The sequence below is a fragment of the Buchnera aphidicola (Chaitophorus populicola) genome, assembly GCF_964058995.1.
Taxonomy (GTDB): Bacteria; Pseudomonadota; Gammaproteobacteria; order Enterobacterales; family Enterobacteriaceae; genus Buchnera_J; species Buchnera_J aphidicola_BO.
Genome location: NZ_OZ060382.1, coordinates 383,772 through 401,697, shown reverse-complemented (window position 1 = coordinate 401,697; position 17,926 = coordinate 383,772). Strand labels below are relative to the sequence as shown.

Sequence of the window (17,926 nt, the reverse complement as noted above, 5' to 3'; positions counted from 1 at the left end):
TAATTATATAATATGATTTTATTATATTTTTTTAAATTATAATTTGACCTATTTCAAATAGTTTTTTATAAGAATGAATTATGTTATATACTTTGTTTTTTTTTTTTCCTGCAAACTGTAATTCTGTAATATTAATTAAATGATTTTTTGTAGATATTGATATTCCATTTTTATTTGCTTGAATAATTTTTCCAGGAATGTTTTTTTTAATAGATTTAATAATATTTGCTTTCCATATTTTAATCATAATATTTTTTATAAAAAAGAAAGTGCCAGGCCATGAGTTAAAAGCACGGATTTTTTTTTCGATTTCAGAAGCGTTTTGATTCCAATTAATTAATCCATCTTTTTTATATATTTTTTTTGTATAAGTAGCTTGATTTTCTATTTGCTTGATAGGAATATATTTTTTTAAAAAAATATTTTTTAAAAATTTTATTAAAGATTTTTTTCCTAATATTGATAATTTTTTTTTTAATGTATCATATGTCTCTTTTTTTTCTATATTAATTGATTTTTTGTATAAAATATCTCCTGTATCAAGTTTATTATTTATTTGAATAATAGTAATTCCAGTTTTTTTTTTTCCTAAAAGTATAGCGGATTGAATAGGTGATGGGCCTCTAAATTTTGGTAGTAAAGAAGTATGAATATTAATACATCCTAAAGGAAAAATATTAATTATTTTTTCTGGTATTATTAATCCGAATGAAACAATAATCATAATATCAGGTTTTTTTTTTTTTAAAATTGTATAGTATTCTTCTGAATTTAATGAGTTTGTTTGTATAAATGGTAGATGATTATTTATAGCTGTTTTTTTAACTTCCGAAAATTTAATTTTTTTTCCTCTACCAATTTTTTTATCTATTTTTGTAATTATAGTTGATATTTTAAATTTTTTTAAAATTAATTCATTTAAATGAACAGAAGAAAATTTACCAGTTCCTGCAAAAATTATTTTAATTTTTTTCATTATATTTTTTTAATTAGTTTTTTATTGATTCTATTTTTTTTTAAAGGTGATAAATAATCTATAAACAGTTTACCATTTAAATGATCTATTTCATGTTGTATACATACTGAAAGTAAAGATTTTGTATTTAAAATAAAATTTTTTCCATAGATATCGTATCCAGAAACAGTTATATATTTATATCTAGAATGAACGATATATTCATAATTTGGAATAGATAAACATCCTTCTTTTATTGTAACTTTACCATTTTTTTTTAGAATTTTAGGATTAATTAAAACTAATGGATTATTTAAAGGATATATTTTATCTATAACAATAATTCTTAATTGAATATTTACTTGTATTGCAGCTAAACCAATTCCATTTTTTTGATACATTGTATTAAACATTTTTTGAACAATATTTTTAATGTTTGTATCGAAATTTGTAACAGGTTTAGCAATTTTTCTGAGATTTTTATTTGGATATTTTAATATTTTTAGAATAGACATTTTTGAATTTTTTAATTTTAAATATGCAATATAATAACATTATATAAAAAGAATTTTGTAAAATAAAAAATATATTTTTAAAAAATTTTTTATGTAAGAGATAATATGTTATGAATAAAAATTTTTTATTTTCTTTAAAAGATTGTGTAAATAAATTAAATCAAAATGAAGTTATAGCATATCCGACAGAATCAGTTTTTGGATTAGGTTGTAATCCAGATAGTAAAATTGCAGTAAAAAAATTACTTTCTATAAAGAATAGAAATATAAATAAAGGATTTATATTAATATCTTGTCATTATAGTCAATTAATTCCTTATATTATTGAAAGTAAAATTTTAAAAAAAAAATATCTTTTATTAAATAAAAAAAATTTTTTTACTTATCTTGTTCCAGCTCATTCTAGCGTTCCACATTGGTTAACAGGAAATTCTAAATTTATTGCTGTAAGAATTACTCAACATAAGTTAATTAAAGACTTATGTTTTTATTTTAAGAAACCGATTATTTCTACAAGCGCAAATATTTCTGGAAAAAAACCGTGTAAAACTATCAAAGAAGTAAAACATGTTTTCGGTAAATTTTTTCCAGTTTTAAATGGACTATTAGGAAATAAAAAAAAACCTTCTAAAATTATTAATTTATTAACTGGAGAGATAGTACGTGCTTAATTTATATAATAATTCTCATTATGCTGTCTTTGGAAATCCAATAAATCATAGTAAATCTCCTAATATACATAATTTTTTTTTTAAAAAATATAATTTAAATGAAAAATATATTCGGATTTGCGCTTCAAAAAAATTTTTTATAAAAGAAATTTCAGAGTTTTTTCAAAATGGAGGTAAAGGAGCAAATATTACTTTACCTTTCAAAGAAAAAATATATTCTTTTTGTAATATTTTAACAAAACGAGCAAAGATATCTGGTTCTGTAAATACATTAAAAAAAATTTATACAAATGATATTATTGGGGATAACACAGATGGAATTGGTTTTTTAACAGATTTAATATCTAAGAGTTTAATTAAAAAAAGTGATAATATATTAATTTTAGGTGCAGGTGGAGCAGCAAGAGGTATTATTTATCCTTTATTAAAATTTGGATGTAAGATTTATATTACTAATAGAACTTTTGAAAAAGCTCAAATTTTATCAGAAGAGTTCAAAATTTTTGGATATATAAAGTGTATTAAATCAAATCAATTAAATAAAAATAAATTTCATGTAGTAATTAATGCTACTTCAGCTGGTATTTATAACAATTTATCTTTAACAATACCGAAAGATATTATTTTTTCAAATACTGTTTGTTATGATATGTTTTATGGAAATAAAGACACTTTTTTTATGAAATTTTGTAAAAAATTAGGTTCAAAAAGAGTATATAGTGGAATAGGAATGTTGGTTAATCAAGCAGCACATTCATTTTTTTTGTGGACAAATATTTTTCCAAATATAAAAAATATTTTAAAAATTCTTGAAATTTAAAATATTTTTAATTTTTTTTATTTTTAATAGTTTATATGTTTTACATGTTTTATATTATTTTTTTATTTAAATTTATTATAAATTACTTGACTCTTTTTCTTGAATATGTAAAATAGTTACATTAGTTGTAAAAATTATTTTTAATATAAATAATTTATAATAATTAAATTATAAAAGATTTAATTAAAGATAAAATATTTTTTTATTAGTCCCCTTCGTCTAGCGGTCTAGGACACTGCCCTTTCACGGCAGCAACAGGGGTTCAATTCCCCTAGGGGACAATTTTAAAAAAAATATTTATTATTTTAAATTATTATGATATAATTGTTTTTTAAATAAAACTTTATTTAAAATATTATTTTTTTAAGTTCTTTAAAAATTCGGAACAAGTATAATTTTTAATTATTACTATAAAACACCTGTGGGTTGTAAGGTTAAGCAAAAAAGCGTATATGGTGGATGCCTTGGCAGTCAGAGGCGATGAAGGACGTACTAATCTGCGAAAAGCGTCGATAAGTTGATAAGAAACGTTATAGTCGGCGATCTCCGAATAGGGAAACCTATCATATTTTTATATGATATTATTTATTAAATAAAATAGATAAATAAAGCAAACCAAGGGAACTGAAACATCTAATTACCTTGAGGAAAAGAAATCAATTGAGATTCCCTTAGTAGTGGCGAGCGAAAGGGGAGCAGCCCAGAGTATAAATTGCAATTTTATTTTTAATAGAATAATTTGGAAAAATTAGCGAAACAAGGTGATAGCCCTGTATATGAAAAAAATATATTGTAAACTCGAAAAGTAAAACGAGACACGAGAAATCTTGTTTGAAGATAGGGGGACCATCCTCTAAGGCTAAATACTCCTGACTGACCGATAGTGAACTAGTACCGTAAGGGAAAGGCGAAAAGAACCCCTGTTAGGGGAGTGAAATAGATCCTGAAACCGTATACGTACAAGCAGTAGAAGCTCAATTTTATAGAGTGACTGCGTACCTTTTGTATAATGGGTCAGCGACTTGTACTCTGTAGCAAGGTTAACCGAATTTATAAGGGGAGCCGTAGGGAAACCGAGTCTAAAATGGGCGTTTAGTTTCAGGGTACAGACCCGAAACCCGGTGATCTAGCCACGGGCAGGTTGAAAATTAGGTAAAACTAATTGGAGGACCGAACCGACTGATGTTGAAAAATCAGCGGATGACCTATGGCTAGGGGTGAAAGGCCAATCAAACCGGGAGATAGCTGGTTCTCCTCGAAAGCTATTTAGGTAGCGCCTCGTGAAATTCATCTTCGGGGGTAGAGCCACTGTTTCGGTTAGGGGGTCATACTGACTTACCAATCCGATGCAAACTCCGAATACCGTAGAATGTTATCACGGGAGACACACAGCGGGTGCTAACGTTCGTTGTGGAAAGGGAAACAACCCAGACCGCCAGCTAAGGTCCCAAAATCATAATTAAGTGGGAAACGATGTGAGAAGGCATAAACAGCCAGGATGTTGGCTTAGAAGCAGCCATCATTTAAAGAAAGCGTAATAGCTCACTGGTCAAGTCGGCTTGCGCGGAAGATTTAACGGGGCTAAATTATGTACCGAAGCTGCGGCAGTATTTTTTTTACTGGGTAGAGGAGCGTTCTGTAAACCGTAGAAGATATATTGTAAAGTATATTGGAGGAATCAGAAGTGCGAATGCTGACATGAGTAACGATAAAGCAGGTGAAAAACCTGCTCGCTGAAAGACTAAGGTTTCCTGTCCAACGTTAATCGAGGCAGGGTAAGCCGACCCCTAAGGCGAGGCTGAAAAGCGTAGTCGATGGACAACAGGTTAATATTCCTGTGCTTGAATTTATTGCGACGGGAGGACGAAAAAGGTTAAATTATCCAAGCGACGGTTGTCTTGGTTTAAGCGTGTAGACATAAATATTTAGGCAAATCCGAATATTTTTTAAGTTAAGGCGTTATGACGAGTTATTACGGTAACTAAGTAATTTATACCATGTTTCCAAGAAAATTCTCTAAGCATCAGATAAATTCAAATCGTACCACAAACCGACACAGGTAGTTAGGTAGAGTATACTAAAGCGCTTGAGAGAACCCAGATGAAGGAACTAGGCAAAATGGTGCCGTAACTTCGGGAGAAGGCACGCTAACTCGTAAGTAAGAGGATTTACTCCTTTAGCTGAAGTTAGTCGAAGATACCAGCTAGCTGCAACTGTTTATTAAAAACACAGCACTGTGCAAACATGAAAATGGAAGTATACGGTGTGACGCCTGCCCGGTGCCGGAAGGTTAAATAAAGGAGTCAAAGTGTAAAAACTTAAAGCTCTAAAATGAAGCCCCGGTAAACGGCGGCCGTAACTATAACGGTCCTAAGGTAGCGAAATTCCTTGTCGGGTAAGTTCCGACCTGCACGAATGGCGTAATGATGGCTAGGCTGTCTCCATCTGGGACTCAGTGAAATTGAAATTGCTGTGAAGATGCAGTGTACCCGCGGCAAGACGGAAAGACCCCGTGAACCTTTACTATATCTTGACATTGAATTTTGATATTTAATGTGTAGGATAGGTGGGAGACGTTGAATCTAATACGCTAGTATTAGTGGAGTCTACCTTGAAATACCACCCTTTAAATATTAATTTTCTAACCTAGCACCGTTAACCGGTGTAGAGACAATGTCTGGTGGGTAGTTTGACTGGGGCGGTCTCCTCCCAAAGAGTAACGGAGGAGTACAAAGATTGGCTAATTACGGTCGGAAATCGTAAGTTTAGTGCAAAGGCATAAGCCAGTTTAACTGAGAGCGTGATAACGCAATCAGATGCGAAAGCAGGTCTTAGTGATCCGGTGGTTCTGAATGGAATGGCCATCGCTCAACAGATAAAAGGTACTCCGGGGATAACAGGCTAATACCGCCCAAGAGTTCATATCGACGGCGGTGTTTGGCACCTCGATGTCGGCTCATCACATCCTGGGGCTGAAGCAGGTCCCAAGGGTATGGCTGTTCGCCATTTAAAGTGGTACGCGAGCTGGGTTTAGAACGTCGTGAGACAGTTCGGTCCCTATCTGCCGTGGGCGTTGGAAGATTGAGGGGATCTATTTCTAGTACGAGAGGACCGAAGTGGACGCATCACTGGTGTTCGGGTTGTCATGCCAATGGCATTGCCCGGTAGCTATATGCGGAAAAGATAAGTGCTGAAAGCATCTAAACACGAAACTTACCCCAAGATTAATCTTCCCTGAAACTCTTGTAAGTTTACTGAAGGGACGTTGAAGACTACGACGTAGATAGGCTAGATGTGTAAGCACAGCAATGTGTTCAGCTAACTAGTACTAATGACCCGAGAGGCTTAACCTTACAACACCAGAGGTGTTTTTAAAAATTTAATTAAAAAAATACTTGTTACCGATTAAAAATAAATATATAAAATATGTATACTTTAATATATAATTTTGTATATTAAAGTATACAATATTAAAAAATAATAGCCTGGTTAAAATAGTGTAATGGTACCACCTGAATCCATTTCGAACTCAGAAGTGAAACATTATAACGCCGATGGTAGTTCAGGGTCTCCCTGTGTGAGAGTAGGAAATTTCCAGGCTATTAAAATTTTTTAAAACATTTCAAGTATAAAATAAACTTTCATTTTCAAATATTAATTATTTTGAAAATTAAAGTTTATTTTTTCACATCGTTAATTTTGTAATTTCTATTAATTTAGTTTTAAATTAAAATTTAAAATTTATTTTAATAAAATTTTAATTAACATTTAATGTAAGTATTATATATAATTTTCATGTAAAGGTAATAAACAGATGTCAAAGATTAAAGGTAATGTTAAATGGTTTAATGAAGCAAAAGGTTTTGGATTTATTACTCCTGAAGATGGAAGTAAAGATGTTTTTGTGCATTTTTCAGCTATTCAAAGTGATGGATTTAAAACTTTAGCAGAAGGACAAAGTGTGGAGTTCGAAATTACAGAAGGAGAGAAAGGTCCGTCTGCAATTAACGTTACCGGTTTATAAGAATATCTTATAAAAATTTATTAAAATTTTTTCACACTGTTCAGTGCGTTATTTTTATAACAAGTACTGAACAGAAATTTACTAAATTTATACTTTTTTAATATTTTTACTATAAAACCATTTTTACGAATTTTAATATTCCAACTTTTTTATAAATATATTTAATATATTTAAATTTCTCTGCATATATAGTAAGAGAAAAAGATATATATTTTTTTTTTTTACTATAATATATATTTTTTTTTTGTATCATTATTTTTTTTTTTTTAAAAATATTAAAAATTTCTTTTTCAAGATTTTTTTTATTTAGACATATAATTTTAAAAGTAAAATACATAGGAAATTTTAAAATTTTTTTTAATTTTTTATACATAATTTTATTAATTATATTTGATTGATATTTATTTTTATATAAATTCTAAATTAATTTTATAGAGAAATATTAATGCTAAAAATTTTTAATACTTTAACTCGAAAAAAAGAAATTTTCAAATCTATTTGTCAAAAAAAAATTTCTATGTATATATGTGGCGTCACTGTATATAAAGATTGTCATATTGGACATGCTAGAACATTTATGTTTTTTGATGTAGTTAATCGTTATTTTATAAATTTAGGATATTCTGTAAAATATGTTAGAAACATTACAGATATAGATGATAAAATTATACAAAAAACATATTCAAATAAAAAAAATTTTATTTCTTTTACAAAAAATATTATTGATAGAATGCATATTGATTTAAAATCTTTAAATATTTTAAAACCTTCTTTTGAACCTTGTGTGACTTCACATATAACAGATATTATTGATTTCATTCATACATTGTTAATCAATAAACATGCTTATGTAGATCAAAATGGAGATATTTTATTTTCTATTAAAAGTTATAAAAAATATGGTCAATTACTAAATAAAAAAAATGACTTAAATATATTTAAAGATAATAAAAATATTTATAAAAATGATTTTGTTTTATGGAAAAAAAGTAAAAATAATGAAATATTTTGGAATTCACCTTGGGGCAATGGTAGACCAGGCTGGCATATTGAATGTTCAGCAATTAATAATGTGTATTTTAAAAATAAATTAGATATTCATGGAGGAGGAAATGATTTAATTTTTCCTCATCATGAAAATGAAAGAGCGCAGTCTGAATGTTTTTACAAAAAAAAATTTGTAAATTATTGGATGCATACAGGAATGGTTATTTTAAAAAATCAAAAAATGTCTAAGTCTATAGGAAATACTTTTTTAATTAAAGATTTGATTAATAAATTTAATCCCGATGTAATACGTTATTATTTTTTATCTACACAATATAAACATCCAATTTATTATAATATAAAAAATTTAATTGAAATTAATAAAATATTGAAAAAATGGTATTTTTGTATTGATTTATCTAATCATAAAAATTTTAATTTTTCTTTAAATAATTCTTCTTTATTTTATATTAATTTATTTAGAAATGCTATGAATGATAGTTTTAATACACCGTTAGCTCTTTCTATTTTATCTAATTTATCTAAAAAAATAATTATGTTATATGATATGAAAAAATTTGAACAAGCGATATTTTTTTCTGCTAAATTATGTTTTTTAGGAAAAATTCTAGGTTTTTTTAATTTGAATCAAAGTTCTATAAATAATTTTAATAATTTGAAAGATATAAAATTATATAACAAAATTAAAAAAATTATTCAAAAAAGAACCGATGCAAGAAAATTAAGATTATGGAAAAAAGCAGATTTGTTAAGAAAAAAATTATTAAAATTAGGAATACATGTACAAGATAAAAAAAATAAAACATTATGGTATTTTAAAATTTAAAATTTTTTGTCATAATAATTTTCACAGATATATAAAGTATTTTGAAGTAAACTTGTTACTGTCATTGGTCCAACTCCTCCTGGTACAGGAGTAATATATGATGCTCTAAGATAATTTGAATTAAAATCAGCATCTCCAACTATTTGCCCATTTTTTAATCTATTAATACCAACATCTATAATAATTGCTCCTTTTTTAATCCATTTTCCATGTAAAAAATTTGGTTTACCAATAGCAATTACTATTAAATCTGCATTTTTTACATATTGATTTAAATTTTTAGTAAATTTATGCGCGATAGTTGTCGTGCAACCAGCTAATAATAATTCTAACATCATAGGTCTTCCAACAATGTTAGATGCTCCAATAATTAATGCGTTTAATCCTTTTATTTTTATTTGATATGATTTTAAGAGATTCATAATTCCTAAAGGAGTACATGCTCTTAAACGTGGATTTCTTTGACATAATAATCCTATGTTAAAAGGATGAAATCCATCTACATCTTTTTTATATGAAATTTTTCTTAATATTTTTTGTGTATCAAATTTTTTTGGTAAAGGTAATTGTATTAAAATTCCATGTATTGTAGGATCTGAGTTAAAATTTTTAATAGTATGAATAATTTTTTTTTCTGTAACAGATATAGATAAACGACATATTTTAGATATGATGCCAACTTTTTTACAAGCAATTTTTTTATTCTTAACATAAATTTTTGAAGATATGTTATTTCCTACAAATACTACTGCTAATCCTGGTTGAAATAAACCATTTTTTTTTCTTTTATGTATTTTTTTTTTTATTTTGTTTTGAATTTTTAGTGCTATTTTAGTTCCATTAATTATTTTTGCAATCATAATATTTTCATATAATCCTTTTATAAGTATTTAAAAAATAAATTTAAAATTTATAAACTAGTATTTTTGAAAAAAATAATTTATAATATTAAAATAAAAATTATATTCATTAAATTTTTTAAGCGCTTTTAGCTCAGTAGGACAGAGCAACGGCCTTCTAAGCCGTGGGTCACAGGTTCGAATCCTGTAAAGCGCAAAATAAAAAATAATTATTTTTTTAAAAATTTTATTATCTTTTTTTGTATTATAAATAATTTTTTTTTTGCATTTATTTTAATAAATTTTAATTTATTTAATTTATGTTTGCTTTTATAGTAATTTATAATTTTTTTTTTAAAAAAATCATATTCATTTAATCTTTTTTGAATTATTTGTTTTGTATCATCTTTTCTTGTCACTAATTTTTCTCCGGTAATATCATCTTTATTTTTTTGTTTCGGGGGATTGTATATTTTATGATATACACGTCCTGATTTTTCATGTATTTGTCGACCTAACATTCTTTTTAAAACACTTTTTTTAGGAATTAGTAATTCAATTACATAATCTATTTTTAAATTATTTTTTTCCATTATTTTTGCTTGGTTTATAGTTCTAGGAAATCCATCTAAAATATATCCATTTAAACAATCTTTTTTAGATATTCTTTTTTGAATTATAGATATTATTATATTATCTGGAATTAATTGACCTGAATCAATTTTTTTTTTAATTTCTAAAGTGTCTTTAGTCGTTTTTTTTAAAATAATTGATCTTAGTAAATCTCCTGTAGAAATTTTAGGAATTTTATATTTATTTGAAATAAATTTTGCTTGAGTTCCTTTTCCTGAACATGGATAACCAATTAAAATAATTTTCATTATTTTTCCTTGTTTAAAATTAATTTTTGATGTATTTACAATCATAATTAGTTATAATTTATATTGGAAAGTTTAGATTATTTGCAAAGGGAATAATTCCAGATAATTCTGTCATTTTCTTTTTTTGTTCTTCTTTAATTTTTCTTGATGCGTCATTAAAAGCAGCAATAATTAAATCTTCTATAACTTCTTTTTCATCCTCTTTAAATAAAGAAGGATCAATTTCAACTGTTTTACAATGATGTTCTCCATTTAATGTAATTTTAACTAATCCAGCTCCAGATTCTCCTTTAACTATAATAGATTTCATTTTTTTTTGAATTTTTTTCATATTTTCTTGCATTTTTTGTGCTTTTTGCATTAAGTTTCCGAATTGATTTTTTTTAAACATATTTTTCTCTTATTGAATATCAAATAAATAAATATTTTTTTATATAATTAAAAATATTTTTATATATTTTTTTTAAAAAATATATTTTAATTATATTATTTAGAATCGAGAACTTGGAGTAAAGTTAATTCCATTCCTAATTTTTTAGAAGGTGCATATTTTATATTTTTTCTTCCATTAAGAATTATAGAATAATAATTTTTAATTTGAGAAAATGTATTATTTTTAGATATATTATTTAAAATTTTTTTTTGTTCGATATTATATGTATTAGATGTCCATTTTAATGAAGAAATTTTTTTAATATATATATAATGCAATAATCTTAAAATTTCAATTAATATTTTTTCAGGTTCTACATCTAAAGATAAAATTTTTTGTGTAAAATTTATAATTTTTTTAACATCCTTATTAAACAAGGATTTTAATAAATAAATAAAATTTTCATATTTAAATGTTCCCAACATTTTTTGTACATTAGAAATTTTAATTTTCCCATTTCCTATAGAAATAGTTTGTTCTATTAAACTTAATGCATCTCTCATACTTCCATCAGCAGCTGTTGCAATTAATTCTAATGTTTTATCTTCAAAAGATATTTTTTCATTTGTTAAAATGTATTTAATTTTTTTAATAATATTTTTTTTTTTTATTGTTTTCAAGTTTAATCTAATGCATCTAGAGATAATAGTTTTAGGTAATTTTTCAATATTTGTAGTTGCTAAAATAAATTTTACATGTGCGGGAGGTTCTTCTAATGTTTTTAAAAGAGCATTGAAACTATATCTAGAAAGCATATGTATTTCGTCTATTAAATAAATTTTAAATCTTTCTTTAATAGGTGGGTATTTTGCATTTTCTAAGAGTTCTTTAATATCCTCTACTTTTGTTTTAGATGCCGCATCAATTTCAATTAAATCAGGATTAAAATTTTTATCAATTTCTACACAAGAATGACATTTTTGGCATGGTAATATAGTAATTTTTTTTTCACAATTTAAACATTTTGCTAAAATTCTTGCAATAGTAGTTTTTCCTATTCCTCGAGTTCCATATAAAATCCATGCATGATGTATTCTATTTAATTTTAAGCTATTAATAATTGCTTTAATAATATATTTTTGACCTATAACTTCTTTAAAGTTTTTAGGCCTCCATTTACGTGCTAAAACTTGATATTTCATGTTTTTTTTTTTTTTTTTTAAAGATTTTTATATGCTATCATAATTATAATTTTTTTTCATTATTAGTATTAATTTTTTTCTAAAATAAAAAATAAAGAATTCTTGTATTTTTTTTATAAATAATGTATATTTCAAAATATATAAAAAATATTTTAAAGTGTTTTATTAGTATTTAATAAGATGTTAAATTTTGAATACTTAGTCAGGTCTGAAAAGAAGCAGCTATTTCAAAATAAAACATGCATATTAAAAATTATTAATAAAGCACTTTATAAAATATTTTTTATTTTATGCTGATTTAAATAATTGAGATTTGTACATAGAATAATATTGATTTTTCATATTCATTAATTGTTGATGCGTTCCTTTTTCAATTATTTTCCCTTTATTTAAAACAATTATATGATCTGCTTGTACAACGGTTGACAATCTATGAGCAATCATAATTAATGTGGTATTTTTTTTAATTTTTAATAAAGATTTTTGAATTAATTTCTCTGTATAAGAATCAATATTTGCTGTAGCTTCATCTAAAACTAATATTTTTGGATTTCGTATTAATGCTCTAGCAATAGAAATTAATTGTTTTTGACCTACTGATAAATTATTTCCTTGTTCACTTAAATTAGTATATATACCGTTTGGTAAAGATGATATTAATTCGTCTAAATATACAAGTTTAATTATTTTTTCAATTTTATTAATTGAAACTTTTTTACCTAAAGTAATATTTTCTAATATACTTACAGGTAATATCATAGGTTCTTGTTGTATTAATCCAATAGAATTTCTTAAAGAATAATGACTTAAATCTTCTATTTTATATCCATCTAAATAAATATATCCTTTATTAATTTTATAATACCCCATTAACAAATTAGCTAAAGTACTTTTTCCGCTTCCTGTTTTTCCAACAAAAGCAATAAATTTATTTGGTTTAATGTTAATATTTATATTAGATAAGATATAATCTTCATTTTTTTTATATTTAAAAAATATTTTTTTTATACAAATTTTTCCATTATTGATTTTTTTTTCAATATTACCATATTTTTGTTGTGGAATATCCATTAATTCAAAAATTCTTTCTCCAGCGACGATAGCTTTTTGCAATAAAGGTTGTTGACTAGCAACAGAAATTAATGGTTCATTTAATCGAGATAAATAACTAATAAAAGCATATAAAACACCTACTTTAAATGTATTAATATCAGATATAATGCATAAAAATATAATTCCACATAATATCATAGATGAAAGTAAACTTAATAATGGTCTTAATAAAATTCCTTCTAATTTTAATACTTTCATTTTAAATTTATAATGCATATAGCTTGTTTTAATAATATTTTTTCTAAATTGTTTTTCTTGTTTAAATTGTTTAATTACTTTAATTCCATTTACAATTTCATTAAATTCATGATAAATTTTTGACAAATAATATCTAGTTTTTCTTAATAAAGGTACACTATAGTATTGATAAGTAAATATTATAAATATTACAATAGGTATTAATATTATTGCAATAAGAGCCATTTTCCAAGATAATATAAACATCGCTATTAAAACTATAAAAACTAATACAGAGCTGTTTACCACTGAACCTAATATAGTATCGTATAGTTCACGTATAGATTCAGTATCATTTGTAATTTTTGATATGATGTGGCCAATAGGTTGATTGTCATATATTTTAATTGGTAGAGTTAAAGTAGATTTCATAATATCATATCGAAGATTTTGAATAATTTTAATAGATATTTTATTAAATATAATATTTTGAGAATAATATAAAATTACTGATGTTATTTGTAAAGTAATAAATCCAATGATATTAGATATGACAATCATTGTTGAAAATTCATGTTTTTCTAATATATTCTTAATAAAATTACTAATTAATATAGGACCTAATACTTCAGATAAAGCTGCTGATAAAAGTAAACATACTCCAAAGAATAGTAATTTTTTAAAAGGTTTTCCATATGTTGCTAATCTTTTAAGAGTAGGCCAATATTTCATAAAATTACACATTCTTATTCCCTTTATGGATTTTTTTATCATCTTTATTAATAATTTTGTGATTAGAGATTGAATGACTATACCAATTTTTATTTTTAATTAATTCTATATGTTTTCCTCGATGTTTAATTTTTCCTTTTTTCATAACTATAATTTTATCTGATTTTTGTAATGTAGATAATTTATGTGAACTCATAATGATAGTAGTATTTGGACTTTTCCATTTTAAAATATTTTGTAAAATTAAATATTCTGTTTTTCCATCTATTGCAGATAAAGCATCATCTAAAATTAATATTTCTGGATTTAAAATTAAAGCACGTGCAAGAGCAATTCTTTGTTTTTGTCCTCCGGATAATAATATTCCTTCAGCTCCTATTAAAGTATTATAACCATCTTTTAAAGCTAATATTTCTTTATGCATATTTACTATTTTTGCATATTTTTTAATTTGAGAAAAATTAAGGTTTTTATTACCAAACGAAATATTTTTTTTAATAGTATCAGAAAATAAAAAAGTTTCTTGATTTACTATTGCAATTTTTTTTCTCCAGGTTTTTAATTTAATTTTATATAATTCAATATTATCATATAAAATTTTTCCAATAGTAGGATCAAATTCTCTTTGTATGAGTTGTATTAACGTACTTTTTCCAGATCCTGTTGGTCCACAAATTCCTAATATATCTCCGTTTTTTATTTTTAGATATATGTTTTTTAATTGTAAACTATGGCTTTTTTTATAAGAAAATTTTTTTATAGAAATTTTTAATAATTTATTTTTTTTTAAAACATTTATATGACCATCTTTTAATTTAATAGGAGAATTAATTATTTTTTGTATTCTATTCCACGCTGAGCTTCCTCTTTCTACAATATTAAACATCCAAGCTAAAGCTAGCATAGGCCAAATCATTAATCCTAGATACATAATGAAACTTGTTAATTGACCTAAAGTAATATGATTATTCCATACTAACCAACTTCCAAAAGAAATAGCTAATAGATTTGAAAAAGCAATAGATAAATAGATTACTGGATCAAATTTAGCATCTACTTTTGTAACATTAATATTTTTTTTACTAGATTTTTTTATTAATCTTAAAAAATCTTTTAATTGTGATTTTTCTAATCCAAATGCTCTAACTATTCTAATGCTAGTAAGAATTTCTTGTGTTTTATTATTTAAAATAGAAAAAGAACTTTGATATTTAAAAAACTCTTTATGTAGTTCTGCTCCGTATTTTTTAATAAAAATAGTCATAATAGGCATTGGAAGTAATGCAAAAAAAGTTAATTTATAACTAATTTGTGTACACATTACAATTAGTACAGAAATTCCCATAACAGATGAATCAACTAATGTTAAAACACCTTCTCCTGCAGCAAATATAACTCTTTCAATATCGTTACTTACGCGTGTAATTAAATCACCAGTTCTATTTTCTAAATAGAATTCTGAATTTTGTTTAATAATAGAGTCATAAAAAATAGTTCTTAATTTAATTGCTAACTTATATGAAGCACCAAAAAGTAATATTCTCCATATGTATCTAAGAATGTATACTATAATAGCAATTGCAATCATAAAATAAATCCATTTTATGGATTCAGAAAAACACATTTTTCTTTTTACAATTAAATCTACTAGTATTCCAACTATTTTTGGAGGCATGACTTGCAGAAATGCAATTATCATTAATATTAAAACAGATCCTAGATATCTTTTCCATTCTTGAATAAAGTACCAGCTTAATTGCTTAAATAGTTGCACAGGATAATCCTAATATTTAATTTTTATAAAAAATTATTAATTAATTTTTAAAGATTATTAAAAATTTTAAAAATAAATATTTATTTTTAAAATTTAATATGTATTTATATTGTATTGTATTTGAGCTTGAGAACGTAAAGATTCCAATATTAATTTTATTAATAATTTTTGATTTTTTATTTTATATCTAAGGTAATTTTTGTTTTTTTCATTATGATTTATTTTAATAAAATATTTTTTATAGAATTTTAATATTATCCATTTATTTTTATAGTTTGTTAAATTTATATACAAAGGTTTGTTATGTACAAAATTTTTATTAAATTTATTAATTAACATTAAAGAATATTTATTTTTATTTTGAATAAAATATTTTTTTTTATTAAATAAAATATTTTTTTGAATAAGATTATTACGTGATTTTTGATTTAGATTTTTTGTAATTTCTTTAATTTTTTTAAATGCTTGTATTTTAGATTTATTTAATTTGATTAAATTAGAAATTTTATTTTTTACTTCTAATAAAGGCTGTATAGTATTTTTATGTAAATCTATAATTTTTATAAATATATTTTTATCTTTATTAAAAAATCTGTAATTAACAAATTTTTTTTTATTGTGTATAATTAATTTTTTTTGATGTTTAAAAAAATTTTTAATATTATGACATTTGATATCTTTGGGAATAGAATCTGTTGTAAACCAATTCGTTTTTTTAGGTTTTTTATGTATTATGTTTTCTAATAAATGAAAATATTTATTATTATTAATAGAAATTAAATTAATTTTTGTAATTAACTGTTGATAATTATTTTTTTTTATTTTTTTTTTTATTTTTTTTTTGATAAAATTTTTTATTTTATCAATATTTTTATCTTGAAATTTATAAATGTTATCTAATTTAAATATTAAAAATTTATTTTTGAATTTAATAATTTTTGATATTTCATGAATATTATGCAAATGTATTTTTTTTATAATTTTTATAAATTTTTTCTTGTTAATCCAATTTAAATTAAAATTTTTTATAGAATTATAGTTATCAATAAAAATTTTTTTACATTTAAATTTTATTTCTTTATTGTTTTGAAACTTTTGAATTTTTTTTCTTGCTTCTTTTTTAGTATTACATATCATAAAACTAATTTTTTTTATTTGATTTGTAGAATACTTTTTTTTATTTTTTTTAAATTCTTTTAAGATATCTGATTTTTTAATTTTTTGGTTTAATTTTAAAAATGGAATAATTTTAAAAAATTTTATTTTAAATTTTTTTTTGTTAATAAAATTTTTTTTATATGTATTATAAAAATTACTGATTTCTGCATCGGTACATGTTTGTTGCGAATAAATTGTTTTAAAATTTATAGTATATTTTTTACATAATATTCTTTCTTGATTTAATTTATTTAAAAATATTTTTTCATTTTTAAATAGATTATTTGAATTTATCATGTCATTAAAAAGAAATTTTTCTGTAATCTTATTACCTATAATTTTTAAATATTCATTTTCATCAATATTATTTTTTTTTAAAAATTGATAATATAAATTTGAATTAAATTTTTTATTTTTTTGAAAAATATCCATTTTCATAATTAAATTTTTAATATTTTTTTTATTGTTTTTAATGTTATTTTTTTCAATATAATTTTTTATTAAACATTTATTAATTAAATTCGATAAAATTTTTTTATATAAATTTTTTATATATATTTTATTTGTTAATAAATCATATGTTTTATTAATAGATTTTTTTTCTAATAACAACATTTTATATTCAAATATTTTTTGGATTTGATTTATTTCAATTATTTGATTATTAACTTTAATTAACCATAATTTATTATTATTATAAAAATTGTTTTTATAATAATTTTTTAAATTTACTATAAATATAGATGTTAATAAAGTTATTATAATTATACTTAAAATAAAATTTTTAAACCATTTAATATCTTTAAAATTCATTTTTTTAAATCCTATAATAAAATATTTAAATTTTAATAAATAACA

General features: G+C 23.3%; 14 protein-coding genes, 2 tRNA genes, 2 rRNA genes and 1 other RNA gene. 9 read left to right on the top strand and 10 right to left on the bottom strand.

All coding sequences use genetic code 11. From position 1 onward, the window contains the following. Positions 1–31 precede the first annotated feature (31 nt). Together fmt and def are read right to left on the bottom strand one after the other, a co-directional pair. The gene (gene fmt / locus AB4W57_RS01830; protein WP_367677446.1) at positions 32–976 is read right to left on the bottom strand and encodes a methionyl-tRNA formyltransferase; all 945 of its coding nucleotides are present in this window, start codon (positions 974–976) and stop codon (positions 32–34) included. Continuing rightward, a complete protein-coding gene (def, locus tag AB4W57_RS01825; RefSeq protein ID WP_367677445.1) occupies positions 976–1,470 on the bottom strand; it encodes a peptide deformylase in 495 nt (164 codons plus the stop codon). Before def ends, fmt begins: the two co-directional genes overlap by 1 nt. A 110-nt stretch (positions 1,471–1,580) precedes the next feature. Here def and AB4W57_RS01820 point away from each other — a divergent pair, with 110 nt between their 5' ends. The 6 genes from AB4W57_RS01820 (at position 1,581) to cspE (ending at position 6,985) form a co-directional block, all read left to right on the top strand. Then, positions 1,581–2,141, top strand: coding sequence for a Sua5/YciO/YrdC/YwlC family protein (locus tag AB4W57_RS01820; protein WP_367677444.1), 561 nt, complete (start codon positions 1,581–1,583; stop codon positions 2,139–2,141). Next, positions 2,134–2,961: a shikimate dehydrogenase gene (aroE, locus tag AB4W57_RS01815; RefSeq protein WP_367677443.1), complete on the top strand. Its 828-nt coding sequence runs from the start codon at positions 2,134–2,136 to the stop codon at positions 2,959–2,961. Before AB4W57_RS01820 ends, aroE begins: the two co-directional genes overlap by 8 nt. Before the next feature lie 208 nt (positions 2,962–3,169). Continuing rightward, positions 3,170–3,242: transfer RNA gene (locus AB4W57_RS01810), tRNA-Glu, on the top strand. A 151-nt stretch (positions 3,243–3,393) separates the two neighbouring features. Then, positions 3,394–6,314 (top strand): 23S ribosomal RNA (locus AB4W57_RS01805). 131 nt (positions 6,315–6,445) lie between these two features. Continuing rightward, a 5S ribosomal RNA gene (rrf, locus tag AB4W57_RS01800) occupies positions 6,446–6,561 on the top strand. 214 nt (positions 6,562–6,775) lie between these two features. After that, positions 6,776–6,985 (top strand): transcription antiterminator/RNA stability regulator CspE, encoded by a 210-nt coding sequence (gene cspE, locus AB4W57_RS01795; protein WP_265226478.1) that lies wholly within the window; start codon positions 6,776–6,778, stop codon positions 6,983–6,985. 109 nt (positions 6,986–7,094) lie between these two features. On the opposite strand, the gene AB4W57_RS01790 is transcribed toward cspE, so the two are convergent. Continuing rightward, on the bottom strand, positions 7,095–7,358 hold the full coding sequence (locus tag AB4W57_RS01790; protein WP_367677442.1) for a DUF493 family protein: 264 nt from the start codon (positions 7,356–7,358) through the stop codon (positions 7,095–7,097). 72 nt (positions 7,359–7,430) lie between these two features. On the opposite strand from AB4W57_RS01790, the gene cysS reads away from it, so the two are divergent. Beyond that, entirely contained in the window at positions 7,431–8,819 is a 1,389-nt protein-coding gene (gene cysS / locus AB4W57_RS01785) for a cysteine--tRNA ligase (protein WP_367677441.1), read from the top strand. Here the strand turns inward: cysS and folD are convergent. Further along, positions 8,816–9,679 (bottom strand): bifunctional methylenetetrahydrofolate dehydrogenase/methenyltetrahydrofolate cyclohydrolase FolD, encoded by an 864-nt coding sequence (gene folD / locus AB4W57_RS01780; RefSeq protein ID WP_367677440.1) that lies wholly within the window; start codon positions 9,677–9,679, stop codon positions 8,816–8,818. The genes cysS and folD overlap by 4 nt on opposite strands. 122 nt (positions 9,680–9,801) lie before the next feature. Here folD and AB4W57_RS01775 point away from each other — a divergent pair. Next, a tRNA-Arg gene (locus AB4W57_RS01775) sits at positions 9,802–9,875 on the top strand. A 13-nt stretch (positions 9,876–9,888) separates the two neighbouring features. Here AB4W57_RS01775 and adk read toward each other — a convergent pair. From adk to dnaX, 3 genes are all read right to left on the bottom strand, one after another. Beyond that, a complete protein-coding gene (gene adk, locus AB4W57_RS01770) occupies positions 9,889–10,539 on the bottom strand; it encodes an adenylate kinase (RefSeq protein WP_367677439.1) in 651 nt (216 codons plus the stop codon). Between the two features lie 58 nt (positions 10,540–10,597). Continuing rightward, positions 10,598–10,930: a YbaB/EbfC family nucleoid-associated protein gene (locus AB4W57_RS01765; RefSeq protein ID WP_367677438.1), complete on the bottom strand. Its 333-nt coding sequence runs from the start codon at positions 10,928–10,930 to the stop codon at positions 10,598–10,600. 95 nt (positions 10,931–11,025) lie between these two features. Beyond that, positions 11,026–12,114 carry a DNA polymerase III subunit gamma/tau gene (gene dnaX / locus AB4W57_RS01760; RefSeq protein ID WP_367677437.1) on the bottom strand — a complete coding sequence of 363 codons (1,089 nt, stop codon included), beginning with the start codon at positions 12,112–12,114 and terminating at the stop codon, positions 11,026–11,028. A gap of 169 nt (positions 12,115–12,283) precedes the next feature. Between dnaX and ffs the strand changes: the two genes are divergently transcribed. Further along, positions 12,284–12,364: signal recognition particle sRNA small type (ffs, locus tag AB4W57_RS01755), an RNA gene on the top strand. 38 nt (positions 12,365–12,402) lie between these two features. On the opposite strand, the gene AB4W57_RS01750 is transcribed toward ffs, so the two are convergent. The 3 genes from AB4W57_RS01750 to AB4W57_RS01740 form a co-directional block, all read right to left on the bottom strand. Next, positions 12,403–14,136, bottom strand: a complete 1,734-nt coding sequence (locus AB4W57_RS01750) for a SmdB family multidrug efflux ABC transporter permease/ATP-binding protein (RefSeq protein WP_367677436.1) — start codon at positions 14,134–14,136, stop codon at positions 12,403–12,405. 4 nt (positions 14,137–14,140) lie between these two features. Beyond that, complete coding sequence (locus AB4W57_RS01745; RefSeq protein ID WP_367677435.1) at positions 14,141–15,910, bottom strand: ABC transporter transmembrane domain-containing protein; 1,770 nt, start codon at positions 15,908–15,910, stop codon at positions 14,141–14,143. A gap of 93 nt (positions 15,911–16,003) precedes the next feature. Beyond that, complete coding sequence (locus tag AB4W57_RS01740; RefSeq protein WP_367677434.1) at positions 16,004–17,881, bottom strand: SurA N-terminal domain-containing protein; 1,878 nt, start codon at positions 17,879–17,881, stop codon at positions 16,004–16,006. Positions 17,882–17,926: the final 45 nt, after the last annotated feature.

Coding starts and splice junctions, on each gene's coding strand:
- AB4W57_RS01790 (WP_367677442.1), bottom strand. CDS start 7,358: ATGTATAAAAAATTAAAAAAAATTTTAAAATTTCCTATGTATTTTACT.
- AB4W57_RS01765 (WP_367677438.1), bottom strand. CDS start 10,930: ATGTTTAAAAAAAATCAATTCGGAAACTTAATGCAAAAAGCACAAAAA.
- fmt (WP_367677446.1), bottom strand. CDS start 976: ATGAAAAAAATTAAAATAATTTTTGCAGGAACTGGTAAATTTTCTTCT.
- def (WP_367677445.1), bottom strand. CDS start 1,470: ATGTCTATTCTAAAAATATTAAAATATCCAAATAAAAATCTCAGAAAA.
- folD (WP_367677440.1), bottom strand. CDS start 9,679: ATGATTGCAAAAATAATTAATGGAACTAAAATAGCACTAAAAATTCAA.
- dnaX (WP_367677437.1), bottom strand. CDS start 12,114: ATGAAATATCAAGTTTTAGCACGTAAATGGAGGCCTAAAAACTTTAAA.
- cspE (WP_265226478.1), top strand. CDS start 6,776: ATGTCAAAGATTAAAGGTAATGTTAAATGGTTTAATGAAGCAAAAGGT.
- adk (WP_367677439.1), bottom strand. CDS start 10,539: ATGAAAATTATTTTAATTGGTTATCCATGTTCAGGAAAAGGAACTCAA.
- cysS (WP_367677441.1), top strand. CDS start 7,431: ATGCTAAAAATTTTTAATACTTTAACTCGAAAAAAAGAAATTTTCAAA.
- AB4W57_RS01740 (WP_367677434.1), bottom strand. CDS start 17,881: ATGAATTTTAAAGATATTAAATGGTTTAAAAATTTTATTTTAAGTATA.
- AB4W57_RS01820 (WP_367677444.1), top strand. CDS start 1,581: ATGAATAAAAATTTTTTATTTTCTTTAAAAGATTGTGTAAATAAATTA.
- AB4W57_RS01750 (WP_367677436.1), bottom strand. CDS start 14,136: ATGAAATATTGGCCTACTCTTAAAAGATTAGCAACATATGGAAAACCT.